Annotated in this window: 9 protein-coding genes; 3 read left to right on the top strand and 6 right to left on the bottom strand. The window is 60.9% G+C overall.

The window, feature by feature from the left end; genetic code table 11:
• Window positions 1–99: 99 nt before the first annotated feature.
• Window positions 100–1,506 carry a helix-turn-helix transcriptional regulator gene (locus PMX70_RS03265; protein ID WP_271742866.1) on the bottom strand — a complete coding sequence of 469 codons (1,407 nt, stop codon included), beginning with the start codon at window positions 1,504–1,506 and terminating at the stop codon, window positions 100–102.
• A gap of 214 nt (window positions 1,507–1,720) precedes the next feature.
• On the opposite strand from PMX70_RS03265, the gene PMX70_RS03260 reads away from it, so the two are divergent.
• The 3 genes from PMX70_RS03260 to PMX70_RS03250 all read left to right on the top strand — a co-directional run bounded on the left by PMX70_RS03260 (window position 1,721) and on the right by PMX70_RS03250 (window position 12,848).
• Entirely contained in the window at window positions 1,721–3,319 is a 1,599-nt protein-coding gene (locus PMX70_RS03260; RefSeq protein WP_271742865.1) for an LPXTG cell wall anchor domain-containing protein, read from the top strand.
• A 205-nt stretch (window positions 3,320–3,524) separates the two neighbouring features.
• The gene (locus tag PMX70_RS03255) at window positions 3,525–5,906 is read left to right on the top strand and encodes an LPXTG cell wall anchor domain-containing protein (RefSeq protein ID WP_271742864.1); all 2,382 of its coding nucleotides are present in this window, start codon (window positions 3,525–3,527) and stop codon (window positions 5,904–5,906) included.
• A gap of 336 nt (window positions 5,907–6,242) precedes the next feature.
• A complete protein-coding gene (locus PMX70_RS03250) occupies window positions 6,243–12,848 on the top strand; it encodes a leucine-rich repeat protein (RefSeq protein ID WP_271742863.1) in 6,606 nt (2,201 codons plus the stop codon).
• 396 nt (window positions 12,849–13,244) lie between these two features.
• Here PMX70_RS03250 and gltA read toward each other — a convergent pair whose 3' ends face one another.
• The 5 genes from gltA to glmU all read right to left on the bottom strand — a co-directional run bounded on the left by gltA (window position 13,245) and on the right by glmU (window position 19,319).
• Window positions 13,245–14,654 carry an NADPH-dependent glutamate synthase gene (gene gltA / locus PMX70_RS03245; protein ID WP_271742862.1) on the bottom strand — a complete coding sequence of 470 codons (1,410 nt, stop codon included), beginning with the start codon at window positions 14,652–14,654 and terminating at the stop codon, window positions 13,245–13,247.
• Window positions 14,645–15,484 carry a sulfide/dihydroorotate dehydrogenase-like FAD/NAD-binding protein gene (locus PMX70_RS03240; RefSeq protein ID WP_006235793.1) on the bottom strand — a complete coding sequence of 280 codons (840 nt, stop codon included), beginning with the start codon at window positions 15,482–15,484 and terminating at the stop codon, window positions 14,645–14,647. The genes gltA and PMX70_RS03240 overlap by 10 nt, the downstream gene beginning before the upstream one ends.
• Window positions 15,485–15,858: 374 nt before the next feature.
• Window positions 15,859–16,488, bottom strand: coding sequence for an aminoacyl-tRNA hydrolase (gene pth / locus PMX70_RS03235; RefSeq protein WP_271742861.1), 630 nt, complete (start codon window positions 16,486–16,488; stop codon window positions 15,859–15,861).
• 239 nt (window positions 16,489–16,727) lie between these two features.
• Complete coding sequence (locus PMX70_RS03230; protein WP_089573682.1) at window positions 16,728–17,714, bottom strand: ribose-phosphate diphosphokinase; 987 nt, start codon at window positions 17,712–17,714, stop codon at window positions 16,728–16,730.
• 192 nt (window positions 17,715–17,906) lie between these two features.
• Window positions 17,907–19,319, bottom strand: coding sequence for a bifunctional UDP-N-acetylglucosamine diphosphorylase/glucosamine-1-phosphate N-acetyltransferase GlmU (gene glmU, locus PMX70_RS03225; RefSeq protein ID WP_117646163.1), 1,413 nt, complete (start codon window positions 19,317–19,319; stop codon window positions 17,907–17,909).
• Window positions 19,320–19,497: the final 178 nt, after the last annotated feature.

Genomic DNA, 19,497 nt, shown 5'->3' with positions numbered 1-19,497 from the left:
CCGGAGGAGTTCCGGAACCGGGCCCTTGCGGCGTAGTCGCTATTTATTCAGTCCAAGTTTCGGGGCGCAGTTCACAGCACCTTTGTGGTGGTTTTTGTTTTAGGCCGAGGGGAAGGCCTTGGTGAGACCAGCGCGCGTTTGCGTGTCGGTCTTTTGGTAGATGGAGCTCAGGTGCCGCTGCACCATACGCATCGAGATGCCGAGCTCCTCGGCGATCTGCTTGAGCGGGCGCTCGTCCTGGGTAACGGCTACCAGCACGTCGACTTCGCGCGGGGTGAGAGCGTGGTTGGCGATGAAGGCCTGGCGTTGCTCCTCGATACTCGGTGCTGCCAGCGCTTCCTCGGCAAGCTGTTGATGTTCACGCTCCTGCTCGGTTTGGGGCAGGCGGAACAGGCCGGCTGCCACGAATGCCGCACAGGCGGCGACGAGCAAAATGAGCGCGCCGATCATAATGAGGGCAACGTTATCCGAGGTCACGAGAGCAAGCGAGATGCCTGATGTGGTGAAAGCGCATACATTGTTGGCGGCGCGGCCCATGCCAGCCCAAAGAGCGGGCGCATGCATGCGCGGTGCCAGCTGTGTAAAGGTGGCAGTGAAGAACGTGACGAAAAAGCCCGAGCTCAGGTAAAAGACGACAAGGCCCAGGTTGGGATCGGCGCCGGCCTCCACGGCCAGGATGGAAATGGTCGAGAGCACGGCGATGCCGAGCATGACAAGTCCCATGTAGCGGCGCTCGGCAAGATCAAAGATAAGACCGGCGGCAAGGCCGCTTGCTGCCAAAAAGAGGCGCGGCCAGGTCTGCACGGCAATGGTGCCGTGGGCGTTGGAGAGTGTGACCACGTTGTCGAGGGTCGAGAACAAGCAGGCAAGAATCATGACCAGCGCGATGCTCCAACACGCCTGCTTGGCGAGGGCGTGAGAGGGCTCAACAAAGGGATTGATGGCGGGGTTCGCGGCTGTGTCTGTGTTTTGAGGAACAGCGCTGAGGGCAGAGATGGCGATCGTCGCTGTGCCGAGAACGATAAGCTCTGCGATACCGCCGCAATTGAGCAGGTTGACGGCGAACTGCATCAGGATGCCCGCGGCATAGGCCGCTCCCGCGCCGGTGGCGAGTTTGGGGTCATCCTGGAATGCCAACGAAAAGGCGTGGTGAGCAGCGGCACCCAGCAGACCGAGCCCAAAGAATGCCACGCAGCCCAGAATCTCGAGCACAAGCGGGGCCGTAGGGAACTGAATTTGCGTCAGGCCCATGATGACGATAGGGACGGCGGCGGCGTTGACGGCTGCTAGTGAGTGGCCTTTGCGCTGTGCGAGCCCGAACAGCGGCGCGTACCCGATAAAGCCGAGCACGCTCGCACCCAGAATAAAGCCCTGTGCGATTACAACGCGTTCGGCACCGGAGAGCAGCCCGACATTGATATCGAAGCGAAACTCGGCGGAAAGAAAGGCGAAGGTAAAAAGAGCGAGTGCCAGAAGCGCGTTGATTTTAGGCTTGCTTAGGTTCAAGGACGGTCCTTTGGATGGACGAATGATTGTGCCCTCGATTGTAGACCATGGCGGTAGGGGGCGGGCCTTTCGGGGGGCGGGGTGCGCTTGGCAATCGCATGCTCGTTGCCTTTTGCGCTGGCAGGTGCGCCACATGAGAATTTGTGCCCCGGGATCCGGATATCTTCCCGTAACATGGTGTTACAGAGGCACCCCTTACGACAAGGAGGCTCACATGCGAAAGCAAATCCATGACAACCCAATCGACCACGGCCGCGCGTGCTCGCTCTCCCACGGAACATGGCGCCGCGTGGGCGCAAAACTCGCCTGCGCGGGGGCCTGCGCGCTCATGGCCGGCCAGCTGCTGCCGAGCGTGGCGCTCGCCGCCGACTGGGTCAACGTGGGCGGCACGCAGTACGACGCGGGCACCGCTGCCGGCGACGAGGCGGGAACCTGGTCCTGGAACGGTGCCGACGACATGAAGCTCAACGGCTACGACGGCGGCTCCATCGGCGCCAAGGGCAACCTCACCATGGGCGTGACGGGCACCAACACCGTCACGGCCGACGCCGGGCAGAGCGCCGTTGCTGTCAAGAACGGCAACCTTGCCATTACCGGCGACGGCACCCTGAATGCGACGGCCCAGAACGATGTAATTACAGCGTCGGGAGACGGCAGGACCGGCGGCGATGTGACCATCAGCGGCGTCAGCGTCAACGCGACGGCTTCGGGTGCAGCGGAAAACGTGGCGGGCATTCGCGCGACGGCCGGCGGCGTGACAATCGATAAGGGCGCTGATGTCAAAATCGAGGCGAAATCGGCTGAAGGATCTTGGCGTCCACTGGAGATCATCTGCGGTATCCATGCTGATAACATTCCAAACAGACACGCTGCCCAGGAAGGCGAGCAGGAAGAGCCGGATTCCGCTTATGAGCACGGCGGCGATGTCACCGTCGATGGCGCCAGTCTGTCGATTAAGACTGGCGATGCCTCGTGGGCTTCCATGTGCATCAATACGTTTGGTATCAAGAAGAATACCCTCATGAAAATCGTCAACGGAGCCGATGTCACGCTTTCGGCTGGTAGTGCGGCTTCGCTCTCGGCGGGTATCAGCGCACGCTCGCAAGCCGGTGCGGTGTGGATGCTTGTCGAGAAGTCGAACCTCACGTCTCGAAGCCTGTCTGCCGCAAGCGGCATCGACGCCGATCGCAATCAAAGTTTTGGAATCATGGCAGAGGCAAATACCAGGTTTGAAACGCCTCGTATCCAGATTTTCAAATCGAAGATTGAGGCTTCGGGCGCGACTGCGGGAATCTATGCGATCAACCGCAACGGCGCGAATGCGACCCTGTACCATGCCGCGATGATCGATTTACGAGGGAACGCGATGATTACGACTCCGACGGACGGTGCCGTGCGCGATGTGAAGAAGGTTGTCGATACGGGGCAATGGCCTAGTTCCCAGAGCGGGCAGGTCATCGGTGTTGCCGGTTCGTCTGCGATTTCGGATATCGTCGGTTCTGTCGAGGTCGCCCATGATGTGGCGATTGATTTTGGAGACGGGCAGGAGCCGGACCCAACGCCGGACCCCGAGCCGGCTCCGGAGCCCGATCCCATGCCCAATCCCGAGCAGAAGCCTGACCTCAAGCCCGTAGACAAGGACGCAAAGACCACCAAGACCGTTACGACCAAGACTGCAGCTGGGGCCAAAAACGCTTCCGGCGCCCTGGCCGCCACGGGCGATAGCGCCGCGACGACGGCGGCAGCCCTCGGCATTGCCGGTGCGTCCGTCATCGGCGCCGGCTTCGTCGCATCCAAGCGCCGCAACCGCTAGTGCAAGCTTTCATAGCCATTTTCAGCCGCCGCGCGAGCACAAATGCCCTCGCGGCGGCTCTTTGTATTTCCGCAGTTAGAGGCCTAGGTTCGCATCTACGAACCTAGGCGTGCGGAGTCATTTGGCACATCTTGGTGGTACAGGACCACCACAAAGGGGACAGGCACCTTTGTGGTGGTATGGCCCATCGACCAAGGAGGCCGTTATGAACGTAAGCCACTTTGACAAGCAAGCTCAGCGTGAGCGTACCTGCTCGCTGGTTCATGGTACCTGGCGTTGTGTGGGTGCCAAAATAGCTTGCGCCGGCGCGTGTGCGCTTATGGTCGGTCAGTTGCTGCTGCCGAGCGTGGCGCTGGCGACGGAATGCGCCGATCCCGCCGCTGGGACGGATGAGGTTGCCGCGGCTCCGGTGACGCCGACGGTTGCGGGGGATACGGCTGCAACGACCGCACCGGCTGCTTCGACCGCGCCTGCAACCGATGCTGCTCCGGCGGCGCAAGCCACCGTTGAGCCTCAGCAGACGGCCCCGACTGGCGCCACCGATGAATCCAACGATGCGGCACCCGCTGAACAAAATACTCCCAGCGACAACGCCGCCACGCCGGCGAATGACGCCATCATGCCCTGCGGTGTGACCGATGTTGTTGGCGGCAGCGGCGTTAGGGTCAATATTACGGTGCGGAACAATTACACCGACATCAAGAAAGAAGAAACGATTGAGTATGTGGAGGGGATTGCCCTTGTAGATGGAGACCAGTCTGCTCTCGATGGTAGCGCTTTGACTTTTATCGGCCTGGGGGACTTGATCGTCCATGCGGCGTATGACAGTGCGAGCAATAAAACAACGCTTACCCTGGATATCAGCAAGATTCAGAGACAGAAGGAGGAGCAGAAGTACTTTACGGAGTACAAGGAGAATAAGTCCAAGATGACGACCACCTATGATGGATCCAAGCTTACGTATACGGGTACAGAGCCCGGGAATATCATCATCGGTGATCCGGACGACGCCTTTAAAGGAGACACCGAGGCGACCGGGAAACCCACTATTAACGAGATCCGGGATGACTACTACACCCGCACCCATGTCTACGAGAGGGCGTGCCTTGTTATCCCGGCAGCGGAATCAGAATCGGAATCCATCTCCTTTGCCAATGTTCAGAATACGAACTTCAATTGGCAGCTGGATACTGGTCCGCAGGCGACGGCAGGTGTCCCTAACTACGATGCAGATAAATATGAAATCGCTTATGAATGCTGGCAGGAATTTGAAAACAACGAACCCGTTGCTGCCTGGTATTCCGATAACGGCTCACATGGTTCCCTGCCGACTATTACAAAGTTTAAAAGCGGGAAAGAGTACGTGTATTCTCTTATGCTGAAGCCAAAAGACGGATATTCCTTCAGCGATGAAACCGTTGCTACCGTAAACGGGGAAACCGTAAAGTCGAGTCTAAGCGGAGAATTCCTGTATGTCCCTGCTATTAAAACAATTACGATGCCTGCTTCGTCGGAAAACGAAGCTCTTGAGAACCTAAACGTCAACGATGTGAAAACCGACTACGCGCCCGGCGAGGCGCCGCGTGCGACCGCGACGATTCCTGCCGCCGATGCCGATAAGTATGAGATCGCCTATGAGTGCTGGGAAGAGATGGATGACAGCGACCCTGCGAAGCTCAAGCCAGTTGCCTTCTGGTATTCCGATCCCGCAAAGTACACGCCGGGCATGAAGAAGATTGACCACTTCGAAGAGGGCAAGTTCTACATGTACTCCGTTGAGCTGAGGCTCAAGGGCGACAATACCGTGTCTGATGGCTGCGAAATGAACGTCAACGGTCATTGGGTGCACCACACAAAGACCGCCAACGGCGTCTTCGCGCCAAACGCTGACAATATGCTGTGCGAGCAGCCGATCGACGAATGGCGGGCCATCGACGTTATCGAGATCAACGGCGCCACGACCACCTTTAAGGCGGGCGATAAGCCGGTCTTTACGGCGAATGTTCCGACGGGTTCCAGCTCCCTTCCTCAGTGTGAGTTCTGGACGGGCAGCGATGGCAGCGAAGTGAACTCTCAGAAGTTCTGGGATCAGAACATCACGAATCACATCGACGTCTTTAAGCCCGGCGTGACCTATCGCTACGGTATCTACCTCAAGTCCGCGCGCGGCTTCTACTTTACGCCCGACACCAAGCTGGTGATCAACGGCCAGGAGTGCGGCTACCAGGTCGCGGATAGCGTATCCGATGAGGACAGCGGCTGGATCTACACCCTGTGGCTCAACACCGATCTGACCTTTACGCCCGAAGCTACGCCGGCTCCGGTCGACCCCGAAAAGCCCGCACCGCAGCCTGAAGTCAAGCCTGAGACCAAGCCCGAGGTGAAGCCCGAGACCAAGCCCGCGGCCAAGCCGGCCACGACAACCGCCACGATCAAGACGGTTGAGAAAACCACGCAGGCCAAGAAGGGCGATGCTGTCCTGGCTACCACGGGGGATACCACCGCGATGACGGTCACCGCCCTGGGCATCGCCGGTGCAACCGTAGCCGCCGCCGGCATCGCCGCGACCAAGCGCCGCAAGCATTAGGGCTGGGTGACGGCTCTCGTTCTCGGCTTCAGTAAAATCTCAATCTGTAACACCAAACTGCCCAAAACGGCTCCAGATGTTACAGATTGAGATGAACCGAATGGTCGCCAATCTAATGTCTCGATCCGTAACACCAAGCGGGGAATTTGACCTCTAACTGTTACAGATTGAGACAAACTGGCCGGCCAAGTCCAGAACCGTCACAAAGGTGCCTGTCCCCTTTGTGGTGGTTTGCGCAGGTAGAACGGTAGGTTCGTATATATGAACCTACCGTTCGCTTTGTTTTTAGACAACGATTACGCTGGATGACTTTTGGTTTGCAGGAAAGGAACGACCATGAGGTGGACTACTGTTCGAGCGCTTTGCCGCCGCCTGACCATTGCCGCGGTGACCCTCACTATGGTGACGGGCTCGTTGCCTGTGGGCGCGTTTGCTGAGGCACTCACCACCGATAGCACCTTTGTGCAGACGGATGTCGACCAAGTAGACGCCGCCGACCCCGCCGACGCCGCGCCCGATGCCGATGCCGCCAACGCCGCCGACCCCGCGCCCGATGCCGGCGCTGCCGACCCCACAGCGCTCGAGGCCGGTGACACCCCTACGCCCCCGGCCTCCGAGATTGCATCGGCGGCGGGCCTGACGGGCGCCGGACAGACCGAGAGCACACCTGCGGGTACGCTTGCCACCGATCTTGTCGAGGGCAAGGAGCTCGCCGAGCAGCAAAAGCAAGAGGAGGCTTCCGGCACCGAGGCGACCTGGAACGAGGAACTTGAACTCTGGGCAACCTCGAAGGGCGCCACGGGCGTAAAGGACGAATACGACGATGGCTACGTGGCCGGCGAGCAGACCCCCGCGCAGTACTACTTCTCGATTGATAGCCTCACCAACGAAATTTCTATCGAGTATGGCGACGCGGGCATTACCACGTTGGAGGTGCCCTCGACCATCGACGACAAAAATGTCGTGAGCCTTACGGGTATGGGAAACGCTGCGCTCACATCGATCACCTTCGCCCCTAATTCGCATGTCCGCTCGGTTGGCGGCTTGGGCGGCAGCAGCATCAAAGAGATCGCACTGCCCGATTCGGTCGAGGAGCTCAAGAGCTATGCATTCTACAAAAGCAAGACGCTCCAAACGGTAACCTGGCCCAACAACGCGGCCTTTACCACGATTCCCGAGCAGGCCTTTAAGGAATGTGAACAACTTGACGACAATGTGGTGGCAACGCTGCCGCCTTCGGTCAAAACTATCGACTATCTTGCATTCGCCTATTGTGGCGTGCCACAGTTCTATGTCTCGGATACAACGGTACTCACCTTTACGCAGATCAATGTGCCGGGCACGGTGGAGCGGATCGGGCACTATGCATTTTGTGGGTGCTCCTTTGTGTCGTCGGTGACGATTGGCGATGGTGTCAAATCTATCGGGGCGCTCGCGTTCGCCTCTCTTGATCCTGCGATTGTCGGCAAAGAGATTGTGCTACCCAAAAGCGTGGAAATGATAGAGTGGGGAGCTTTTGAGAACACGAGATACGGAAACGAGACGAACCATAATGCCGTTGCCCTGCGCGTGATGAACCCCGATCTTCAGTTTGGTGAGGCGGGCTATCCGGGCGACTATAATGAGCGCGTGACAATCGATGGCGTAACGTATGCGATTCCCTTTAGTGAAGGCCAGACCATCTATGCCTATGCGACCGATTCGGCTGGCAACCCCTCGATGGTCAAAAAGCTTGCCGATGCCGTGGCCGATCGCAAGGACTCCGTCGATTCCTCGAAGCCTGCCTACACGTTTGAGTGGATGGGCGAGGCGGCCCAGGTGACGGGCAAACTTCCCCAGAACGCGACGGCTACACTCGTGCAGGCGGGGCAGTCCACGCCGCTGGCGGTTGGCGATGACGGCAGCTTTACAGCGGACGCTCTCTCCAAGACAGCAGCCACCCTGCGCATTTCGCTCAGCGGTTACTATGACATGGTGCTGGCGCGCCCGGGCGACCAGATGACGGGCACATGGAATATCGGAGAGATTAAGGCGGAGGACTTTACCAAGATTCCGTCCTCGCGTGCGATTGAGCTCAACGTGGGCTATCTTGAACCGATTGTGGGCCAGGATAAGACCGAGCGCATTGAGCTCGATAGTCTCGATAACATCGATCTGACGGTGAAGAGCGGCGGCAAGACGCTTAAGCCTGCCAAGGGTGACAAGGAAAACGACTTCCGTATCCAGGGCACGGCACTCGTGGTGTCGCAGGCCATTGCCGACGCGGACCAGGATCTGGAGATAACGCTCGAGCCCAAAGACAGCCTCAAGCTGGGTGGGGCGACGGCGACGGTGAAGCCCTCGGCCGGTAAGGTCGATATCGACTTGAAGCCTTGGGGTACGGCGACGGTCACGACCAAGGGCGACTACCAGGGAGCCAACCGCGTGCTGGTGTTCCGTACATCCGACGGCAAGCTAGTCGCCGACGGCGTCACCTATCTGATGGGTTACGAAGACGATGGCACCACGCCTATCATGAAGGCCGAGACGCCGCGCCTTAAGGCCGGTTCGTACACCATCGTCGCCTTTAACAAGACGAGCTACGACATTCAAGCGACGAGCTATTCCACGTTTAGCCGGCTAGGGCTGACCGTGGGTAAGCATATCGCGCAAAAGCAGGTGAAGATTGAGGACGGCAAACAGCTCGACGTGACGCTCGACGTGCCGACGTTTGACGTGGAGGCCTATCGTGCCGAGCGCGGGCTGACGGCGGGCTCGGTTATTGCTGATTCGTCCGCGGTCGTTGGCGTGGAGACCGAGCTGCGCATTCATTACGAGCTCAAGGACAGCCAGGCTGCCAAGATTGAGATTCCGCTGGCCAAGGATGCCGTCGAGGATGTGTCCGCAGGCTCTCGCGATCCCGGTGATAGCTCCCGTACATGGTGGACTGACGCGACGTGGGAGGGCGACAACCTCGTTCTCGATATGAAGAAGGGCATGGGCGCCGATGTGTTTGTGCGCTTTAAGCCTAAGGCCGCGGGCATCTTTGCTATCTCGCCGCTTATTACGCTGGGCGAGGTGACATTGCCGCTGGGAAGCACCACGCTCGAGGTTAGCGGATCGCGCATCGAGGTCGACAGCACCGACGTCCACAGCCTGCTGGGCAATGTGGCCTACGTTTATGCGGCGCCCGGCAAAAGCGTGCAGCTTACCGTGGGCGCGGGCGCCTCGGCCGCAAAGTACACTGGCAAGACCAATAAACTCGGCCGTGCCAAGATTGAATACGACCTGCCGCAGGATACGCTTGCCGCCGAGCGCGTGACGCTCGAGGCGCGCGTGGGCTCGACCGACGTCGCCGCTGCTGCCGCAGAGGTGACGGCTCGCAACTATGTGCGCTATGTTCCGGGCGCTTCGGTCTGGAACTTTGATGTGACGTATCGTGGCGGTACGCAAAACCTGGTCAAGGACGGCAAGGACACCGGCAAGAGCCTGTGGACCTTCCATCATCTGCCGCAAAAGAAGAACGCCTACTGGACCTTTGACATCACGCTCGAGGTGGGAAACGAAGAGGCCGCCGACACGCTCGACCTGTACGTGGACTGCGCGGATGGCAAGACGGTGACGATTCCTCTGACTCAAAAGTCGCGCGAGGGCACCCGTGTGCGCTATGTAGCGGAGTATGTGGACGAGGGTTACCTTAAGCTGCTCGACGAGTTTAACAAGGCGAATGACTCGACCTATGTGAACTGCGGAAACTTTGAGCAGATCTTTATGCCGCAGACCTACCGCATCTCCAATGCCCAGCTTATGACCATGCTGAGTTTTGATGCCAACGCTTCGGCCAAAAAGCATTCCGCCGCGGCCGAGGAGCGCCAGCAGGAGTTCTCGAATGCCGTGCAGCAGTGGCACGAGTATATGATGGATAACTCGTTTAATGATGTCGACGAGGCCTTTAACGACGCGATTGACCAGATGGTCGCCGATGCGTTTGCCGAGGAAGAGAAGGGCGGTAAAGAGGGCGAAGCCCAAGGTGGAGCTGCCCGCAAGGCTCGTCGCGCCCCCGCCGCCAGCGACGGCGAGGGTGATGATGCTGGCAACGACGAGGCCGCGCAGTTTGCCGCCGAGCTCAAGGCCGCGGTCGGCGGGTCGTCGGCGCTGCTAACCCAGCAGGGCGACAGCTACGGCGTCAATGTGGACAAGATGATCTTTGAGGACACGTATGGCACCGGCGAGGATTGGTACCAGGAGCTCGCGTCGGCTCAGGGTGCAAATGCGGCGGACGCGGCGGCCATCAAGGAACTTGTCGACCATGCGTCGCGAGCGGAGTTTATTGCCCAGCAGGCCGAGGATCTGGTGGGTCAGTCGATGGGTATCGGCCAGCTCAACCAATACGGAAGCTGGAATGACGCAACCGCTGCGGCGCTCAACAAGTGTGCGGGCATTAAGGCCAGCGAGTACAACGGCCAGTCGACGAGCGGGTTTAACGATTTGGGCCAGGCGCTCGGCAGCTCGCTGAGCTACAAGGCGGCTGACGACGATACCGTCAAGGGCTTTAAGGTCGCCGCGCCCGATGGCGAGCAGACGGCCTATATCGAGTCGGAGTTTATCGAGAACTCCAATAACAACAAGAACCAGGCGCTTCTGTTTAACTCGATCGCCATGCAGTGCGACATCCTGGACAACCTGTACGACAACTGGAATGTGGTCCATAGCCTCAATAACTCTACGATTCGCGGCTGGCTTATGGCTTGGAAGCGCAACGGCGACGTGAGCGCCCATATGAAGCTCATCCGCACGATTCGCTCACTCAAGAGCTATAAGATTGAGTGCGAGATGTTCGGACAGGTCTTTAAGACCGATGCGTGGAAGGCGGCCGGCCAGGCGTTTCCCGCGGCGACCCAGGGCATCGGCATCTTTACCGGCATTTACGGCGTGAACGATGCCAGCAAGAACTGGGAGAACGTGAACGTTCGTATGCAGAAGGTGAAGGGCGAGCGCGAGGGCTATGAGCTTCAGCATACGCGCTTGCTTGCCAAGCCCGAGAAGACCGAGGACGACTGGAAGTGCATTTACGCGCTGCGCGACGCCATGGAGAAGGCGCGTGCGTTTGAGGATCTGCTGTATCGCCAGCTCTGCCACGACAGCACCGATGTGGCGGTGGGCTCCATTATGACAATCGCCGGCGTGCTGACGGCCGGTTCGGCGGGTACTGTGGTGGGCGCTGCCTATGACGCGGCTTCGACCAGCGTAGGTTCGGAGCGCGCGATTAAGCTGACCAATGCCGAATGCGCCTACGATGTTGCCTGCGAGCAGGTGGAGCGCGCATGCCAGAATCGTATTACGGTCAACTGGGGCGAGCTGACCGACGCCGAGGTCTATAACGCCAACAAGGACGGCTTGATCTCGGACGAGAAGATGCAGTCGATCTTTGAGGCGCGTTATCGCAATGTGGCTGCCAAGGCTGCACCCGACCCTGCGGGCGTGGTGTACGAGGGCCTGCTGTCCAATACGGTCGAGGGCGCAACGGTTGAGCTGTGGAGCGCCGACGATGCGGCCGGTACCAATGCAGCGCTTTGGGATGCCGAGGAGTATGAGCAGGACAACCCACTTGCAACGGGTGCGGACGGTGCGTACAACTGGAATACGCCGACCGGCTGGTATCAGGTGCGCGTGACCAAGGACGGGTATGAGGAGGCGCGTTCGGCTTGGCTGCGCGTGCCGCCGATTCAGACTGAGGTGAACATTGGCTTGGTGTCGACGGCGGCGCCCGAGGTGGCTTCGGCCCATGCCTATACCGATTGCGTCGAGGTTGAGTTTACGCAGTATATGGATGCGAGCGACGATGCCCTGGCCGCATTGTGCGCGCAGGGCTTGGGCGACGTGACGTATACGTGGCTCGACAAGCAGGGCGATCCCAATGGCAAGCCGCTGTCGCGCGTGCTGCGTATTCGCTATGCCGATGCGTGTGAGGCAGGCTCGACGGTGGCGTTTGAGCTCGACGGTGCTCGCAACTACGCCGGCACGGCCATGGCGCGCTGGGCAAGTGGCGAGCTTGTCGTGGGCGTTCGTGCCGACAAGCTCAAGCTCAACGTGGAGCAGGCTGTGACCATGCTTGAGGGCAGTGATTTTGAGCTGGTGGCGCATGTGACCGATAAGGCGGGCAAGCCGTTTGCGGGCGCCAAGGTTAGTGTTGGGCTGGAGTCCTCGGCTATCTGCTCTGTCGATGCCACCCAGGCCGTGACGGGCGAGGACGGCGCGGCGACGTTTGTGCTGCATGGTGCTCTGCCCGGTTTGACGACGTTGACGGCGGCGGTGGACGGCGCGGCGCTATCCAAGCAAGTCGACGTTCGCGTGTCTGCCGAGGCAGTGCGACCGGCGCGACCGGTGGCGACGTTTGGTGCGACGACGTTTGGTGCATGGTCGCCCAAGGAGAACTACATTACGGTGCCCAAGGGCACGAAGCTGGAGCTTTCGGCCGAGGATGGCACGACGATTTGGTACACGACTAACGACACCTGCCCCTGCCGTGACGAAGGCCGCGTAAAGTACACCGAGCCTATTGCGCTCGATAGCAACATGTATGTGCGCATTGCGGCACAGCGCCCTGGCATGTCGTACAGTGAGTATTCCGAGCGTCTGAACATTACGATTACGGTGACCGATGAGGCGACACCCGAGCCCAAGCCGGAGCCCGAGCCCAAGCCGACGCCTGGCGGCGGCGAGCAGGGTGGCGGTGCGGATGGCTCTGGTGGCGCCGGGGTCCCTGCGGGCAGTTTGACTTCGACGACGACCACGGTGACGACGAACAAGTCCAAGGGTAAGGGCAAGAACGGCAAGAAGTCCAGCGGCACGGAGCTCGCCAGCACGGGTGACTCCGCCGCGATGGCGGTCGCCGCCCTGGGCATCGCCGGCGCAACCGTAGCCGCCGCCGGCACCGCCGCGACCAAGCGTCGCAAGCGCTAGGTTTTGGTGACGGTGCCTATCCTCGGCTTATGCAAAATCTCGATCTGTAACACCAAGCTGCCCAAAACGGCTCCAGGTGTTACAGATTGAGATGAACAGGCAGATGTTCGCCAACCTAATGTCTCGATCTGTAACACGTAGCGAGGTATTTGATCTCTAACTGTTACAGATTGAGACAAAGCGGAGGCGGTTGGAGCAATATCTCGATCTGTAACAACTACAAGGCTCAACGGGCTCCAGGTGTTACAGATTGAGACAAAACGACCGGCCAAGTCCCCGACCGCCACAAAGGTGCATGTCCCCTTTGTGGCGGTCGGTTGGCTGACATAGAAAAAGTCCCCGCCGGGCGTGTGCTCGACGGGGACTTTGCCGTTTAATGGCTAGCGCTGAGGGTGATTACTCGCCCAGCAGGCTCTTGGTGATGGAGGCAGCGGCCTTCTTGCCGGCGCCCATCGCCAGAATGACCGTAGCGGCACCGGTGACGATGTCGCCGCCGGCCCAGATGCGGGGATCGGTGGTCTGGCCGGTCTCCTCGTCGGCGACGATGTAGCCCCACTTGTTGAGCTCCATCTTGCCGCCGATCTTCTTTGCGAAGGGGTTGGCGTTGGTGCCGATAGCCGAGATCGCGACGTCGCAGGGGATCTCCTCGATGGCGCCCTCGATGGGCACCGGGCGGCGACGGCCGGACTCGTCAGGCTCGCCGAGCTCCATCTTCTGGACCTTGACGGCGCACACGGAGCCGTCTTCGCCAGCGACAAACTCGAGCGGGGAGACGAGCGGCAGAACCTCGACGCCCTCGGCCTTAGCATGGTGCAGCTCGGCGCGACGGCAGGGCATCTCGTCCTCGGTACGACGGTAGGCGATGATGGCGTGCTCGGCGCCCAGACGCTTGGCGGTACGGACAGCGTCCATAGCCACGTTGCCGCCGCCAAAGACGACGACGTTCTTGCCGTGCTTGGTGGGGGTGTCGTACTCGGGGAACTTGTTGGCCTTCATCAGGTTCACGCGGGTGAGGTACTCGTTAGCGAAGAAGACGTTGGGCAGGTTCTCGCCGGGGACGTTGAGGAACTTGGGCAGGCCTGCGCCGGTCGCCACGTAGATGGCGTCGAAGCCCTGCTCGAACAGCTCCTCGGCCGTGGCCATATTGCCCACGACGGAGTTGTACTCAAACTTGACGCCCATGTCCTCCATGCCGTCAATCTCGCGCTTGACGACTGCCTTGGGCAGACGGAACTCGGGGATGCCGTAGACCAGCACGCCGCCGCCGGTGAAGAATGCCTCGAAGACGGTAACGTCAAAGCCGTTGCGGGCGAGCTCGCCGGCGCAGGTGATGCCGGACGGGCCGGAGCCGACGACGGCGACCTTCTTGCCGTTCTTGGGGGCCATCTTGGGCGTGGAGGCGAGCTCGGGGCGATCACCCAGGAAGCGCTCGAGCTGGCCGATGGCCACGGGCTCGGACTTCTTACCACGGATGCACTTGCCCTCGCACTGGTTCTCCTGCGGGCAGACGCGACCGCAGATGGCGGGAAGCATGGAGTCCTCGCGGATGGTATCGAGAGCGCCGCCGAAGTCCTTCTCGCGGATCTGCTCGATAAAGCGGGGGATGTTGATGTTGACGGGGCAGCCCTCAACACAGAACGGCTTCTTGCAGTTGAGGCAGCGCTCGGCCTCGGCCAGCGCCATCTCCTCGGTGAAGCCCTTGTCGACGGGGCGGAAGTCGCAGGCGCGCTCGGCAGCCGGCTCCTCGTTATCGGGGGTGCGGGGCGACTTCATATCGGCAACGAAACGACCGTTAACTAGTGGCATGCGCAGCTCTTTTCCTCATAGGCCTTGAGGGACTCGCCCTCTTCGGAACGGTAAGCGGCCTGGCGGGCACGAAGGTCATCCCAGTCGACCAGGGTGGCATCGAAGTCGGGGCCGTCGACGCAAGCGAACTTGGTCACGCCGCCCACCTCGACGCGGCAGCAGCCGCACATGCCGGTGCCGTCAACCATGATGGGGTTGAGCGACGCGGTGATGGGGGTGTCGTACTTCTGGGCGGTGAGGGTCGAGAACTTCATCATCGGAACGGGGCCGACGCAGAAGACCTGGCTCACGGCCTTGTCCTGCAGCAGGCGCTCCAGCGGAGCGGTGACAACACCCTGCTCGCCGTAGGAGCCGTCGTCGGTGGTGATGTGGATGTGGTCCTCGTCGAGGAGCTCGCGGAACTGGTCCTCCATGAGCAGGAGGTCCTTGGTGCGGGCGCCCATGATGGCGTGAACTTCGTGACCGGTCTCGACCAGGTGCTTGGCGACCGGGAAGGCAATTGCCAGGCCGACGCCGCCGCCAATGACGGCGCAGGGGCCCTCGGCCATCTCGGTGGGAACGCCCAGCGGGCCCACGACGTCGCGCAGTGACTCGCCGGCCTCGTAGGTGGAAAGCATCTCGGTGGTCTTGCCGATCACCATGAAGATGAACTCGACCCAGCCCTCGTCACCGTTCCAGCCGGCCAGGGTAAACGGGACGCGCTCGCCCGTCTCGTTGGCGCGAACCATGAGGAACTGTCCAGCGTGCGCATGCTTGGCGATTGCGGGCGCCTCGATGCGGAACTTGAACACCTTCTCCGAGAACTGCGTCTTCTCCAGGATCTTATACATAGAACCCCTCTCTTGTTAGGGCCGCCGAACCGTGCCTCCACGGAAATGGACGGTAGCCCGAGTAAAACCGTACGCGCACAGGCGTTGTGCAGACATACGGTGCAAATTATACCCTCATGGACATGCTGTTTACGTGTGTCTTCGGCGGTTGGGAAAAGGGTTTATCCACTTCGACCTACCAAATAGGGACAGGTTTATTTTGGTCGGTTTTATCAGGCAAAACGGCAAAGGGGGCCGGACTCGCGCTTCGTCGAGGCCGGCCCCCTTTGGGGCGTTATGCATGTATGGTGGCAGCGTGTTTATTGCGGTGCGGCCGCTGCGGTGTTTCCGCATATAGAACCTGCCAAAATAAACCTGTCCCTAAATAGTAGGTTCTAGTGCTTGCCGTTGGCGGAAGCGGCGCCGTTTACGTGATCGCGGGCGTAGATTACGCCGTGGACGATGGCCAGACCGGCGGCGTCTGCGGCGCGGGCACAGGTGTCCTGGAAGTCCTCGGCCTCGCGGGCGCGCAGCTGCTTGAGCACGTAGTCTGCCACGGGCATTTTGCCGGGAGGGTTGCCGATGCCGGTGCGGATACGGCTAAAGTCGCGGCTGCCCATCTTGTCGATGATGGAGCGCAGGCCGTTGTGACCGGCGTGGCCACCGCCCACCTTAACACGTACGTCGCCGGCGGGAATGTCGAGCTCGTCGTGGATCACGAGCAGCTCCTCGGCCTTGATCTTGTACTCGCGGCAGAGCTTGGAGATGGGCCCGCCCGAGGTGTTCATGTACGACTGCGGCTTGACCAGTACAATCTGGCGCTTACCGCCCTCTTCCTCGGGATCGTTGATGTTGATGAGCGCGACCTCGGTGCCGGCCTGGTTTTTCCAGTACGTGACACCGGCCTGACGGGCCAGCTCATCGATCGCCTTAAAGCCGGCGTTGTGGCGGGTCTCGGCATATTCCTCACCCGGGTTGCCAAGCCCGGCAACCATGCGAATCTTAAGCGGCTGTGCAGCTGCCATAGGCTTCCTTTCGTTACATAAGAAGTTCGTTCAACGACAAAGGCTACCACGCCCGCCGAAGGCGAGGAAAGGGCACGGCAAAGTCATTTCAGAAAACAGCTGCCCCGAGACAGCAGGAAGCCCGGTAGGCCGGGAGGGGTTATCTAAGCCGACATCCCGCAGCCGCGAAGCGGCGAGGACGTCGGCGTGATAACCCCGCAGGCCTACCGGGCTTCCGGTGGGATGCGAGGGTCAAGCGACTACAGCGCGAAGTCGCCGCCGACGAGCGTGGAGACGGGCTCCTCGTGGTAAACGGCGGAGATGGCCTGAGCGAACTCCTCGGCGACCGAGATAGTCTTGATCTTGCCGCCGACCTCGACGGGGATGGCGTCGGTGACGACGCACTCGACGATGGGGGCATCGTTCAGGCGCTCGATGGCCGGACCGGAGAAGATGCCGTGGGTGGCGCAGACGTAGATGTCGCCGGCGCCCATAGCCTTGAGCTCCTTGACGTTGGCGCACAGGGTGCCAGCGGTGTCGATCATGTCATCGTTGATGATGCAGGTCTTGCCCTTGATGTCACCGATGATGCCCATGACCTCGGCGGCGTTGTGGCGCGGACGGCCCTTGTGGGCGATGGCCAGGTCGCAGCCGAGCATGTCGGACAGCTTCTTGGCGGCCTTGGCGCGACCCACGTCGGGGGAGACGACAACCAGGTTGTCGGTGTCGAAGTGCATGTCGTTGTAGTACTGGCCAAACAGCGGCAGTGCGGACAGGTGGTTAACCGGGATATCGAAGAAGCCCTGGATCTGGCCTTGGTGCAGGTCGAGGGTGATGATGCGGTTGACGCCGGCACGCTCGAGTAGGTTGGCGACAAGGCGGGCGGTGATGGGCTCGCGCGGGCCGGCCTTGCGGTCCTGGCGGGCATAGCCGTAGTGGGTGATAACGGCGGTGATGGAGCGGGCGGATGCGCGCTTGGCAGCGTCGGTGGCGATGAGCAGCTCCATGAGCATGTCGTTGACGTTGCCGCCGGCCACGGACTGAATCAGGAAGACGTCGGCGCCGCGGACGGTCTCGTCGTAGCGGGCGTAAATCTCACCATTGGCGAACTGCTTTAGCGTAAGGCCCGAAAGCTCGACCCCAAGGTACTCAGCAATCTTCTGAGCGAGGGGACGGTTGGAGGAACCGGAATACACGCGGATGGACTTGCGCATATTCTCCGACTTCTCGGGATCATTAATCGGCATTACCCTTCTCCTTTATACATCGAATGCCATATAGATGCCTTGTTGCATTGTAACCGCGCGGCGGGGTTTATCGGGTCCTGATAACGTCTTTACCGCCAACGGACACGAACCGACCACTCATCCGGTTGCGCAGGTCACGATAGAAAAAGGAGCCGCCCCCATGGAGCAGCTCCTTTTGTGCTTGGTAAAACGTTATACCTCGTCGTCCTCGTGCAGGCGGCGGCGGTAATCGGCGGCCCAGCCCTCAATATTTACCTGACGGGCGCGGCCCAGACCGAGCGCGTCTGCCGGGACCGGCTCGGTGATGACGGAGCCGGCGGCCACGAGTGCACCGTCGCCGATCTGGGCGGGCGCGACCATCATGGTGTCGGAGCCAATGAAGGCGTCCTTGCCGATGACGGTCTTGTGCTTGTGCACGCCATCGTAGTTGCAGGTGATGGAGCCCGCGCCCACGTTGACGCCGGAGCCCATGGTGGTGTCGCCGATGTAGGACAGGTGGGGCACCTTGGAACCCTCGCCGATCGTGGACTTCTTGATCTCCACGTGCGTGCCGGCCTTGGAGCCGTCGAGCATGTGGGTGCCCGGGCGCAGGTAGGCGCGCGGGCCGCAGTCGACGCCGTTCTCGATGACGGCCTCAATGGCGATGGTCTCATCGATGGTGCAGCCGCTGCCGACGGTGGTGTCGGTGAGGCGGCTGTTGGGACCGAGCTGGCACTCCTCGCCCACGGTGACGTGGCCGATCAGGTGCGTCTGCGGCCACACGACGGTATCGCGGCCGATAACGGCATCGGGGCCGATCCAGGCCTGTGTGGGGTCGATGAAGGTAACGCCCTCGGCCATCCAGTGCTCGTTGATGCGGTCGCGCGCGATGGCGGTGAGCTGTGCGAGCTGGATGCGGCTGTTGACGCCCAGGCCGTCGCGGTAGTCGTCGCAGTGGAAGATGGAGACAGCCTGGCCGTGGCCTTTGAGGATCTCGAGCATGTCGGGCAGGTAGTACTCGGATTGCGCGTTGTCGTTGCCGATCTCGTTGATGTGGGCGGCGAGCTGCGTGCCGTCAAATGCGTAGCAGCCGGCGTTGCACTCGAGCAGCGTGGCGGCCTGCTCGGGCGTGCAGTCCTTCTGCTCGATGATGCGCTCGATCTGACCATCGGCGCCCAGCTTGATGCGGCCGTAGCCGAAAGGATCGGGCGGGGTCATGGTCATGACGGTGCAGGCGAGCTCGCCGGTGGCGACGGTTTGCGCGAACTTGGCGACGGTGTCGGCGGTGATGAGCGGCAGGTCGCCGTTGAGCACGACGACGGGGCCTTGCGTGATGCCGCAGGCCTCGAGCGCGACCTTTACGGCGTGGCCGGTGCCCAGGCGCTCGGTCTGCTCGACGCACTCGACCTTGGTGGCGCTGTTGGCGTAGGCGCCGTCGATGAGGGCGCGCATCTCGTCGGCGTGGCTGCCGATGACGACCACGACGCGGCTGCAGCCGGCCTTGATGGTAGCGTCGACGATCCACTGGACCATGGGCTTACCCAGGATCTTGTGCGAAACCTTGCAGTGGTTCGACTTCATGCGGGTGCCCTCGCCGGCAGCGAGGATAATTGCGGTTGCGTCCATGTGATCTCCTGTTACGTTATAGAGACGTGTGTTTGGAAACGATACACGGCGCAATATGATACCGCAGGCATATGACGAGCGCGTAACGATTGGTTTGCGGCGGTTGAGGCTTGCGCCGCCGGCGTGGCGTTTGCACTGCGTGCGTGCGGCGTTGGCGGTGCTGCGGAGCTGTTGTTTG

It is taken from the genome of Collinsella aerofaciens (assembly GCF_028206795.1).
In the GTDB taxonomy this organism is placed as follows: domain Bacteria; phylum Actinomycetota; class Coriobacteriia; order Coriobacteriales; family Coriobacteriaceae; genus Collinsella; species Collinsella aerofaciens_AX.
Note: the sequence above shows the minus strand (reverse complement) of the source record. Positions and strands in the feature narration are given on the sequence as shown.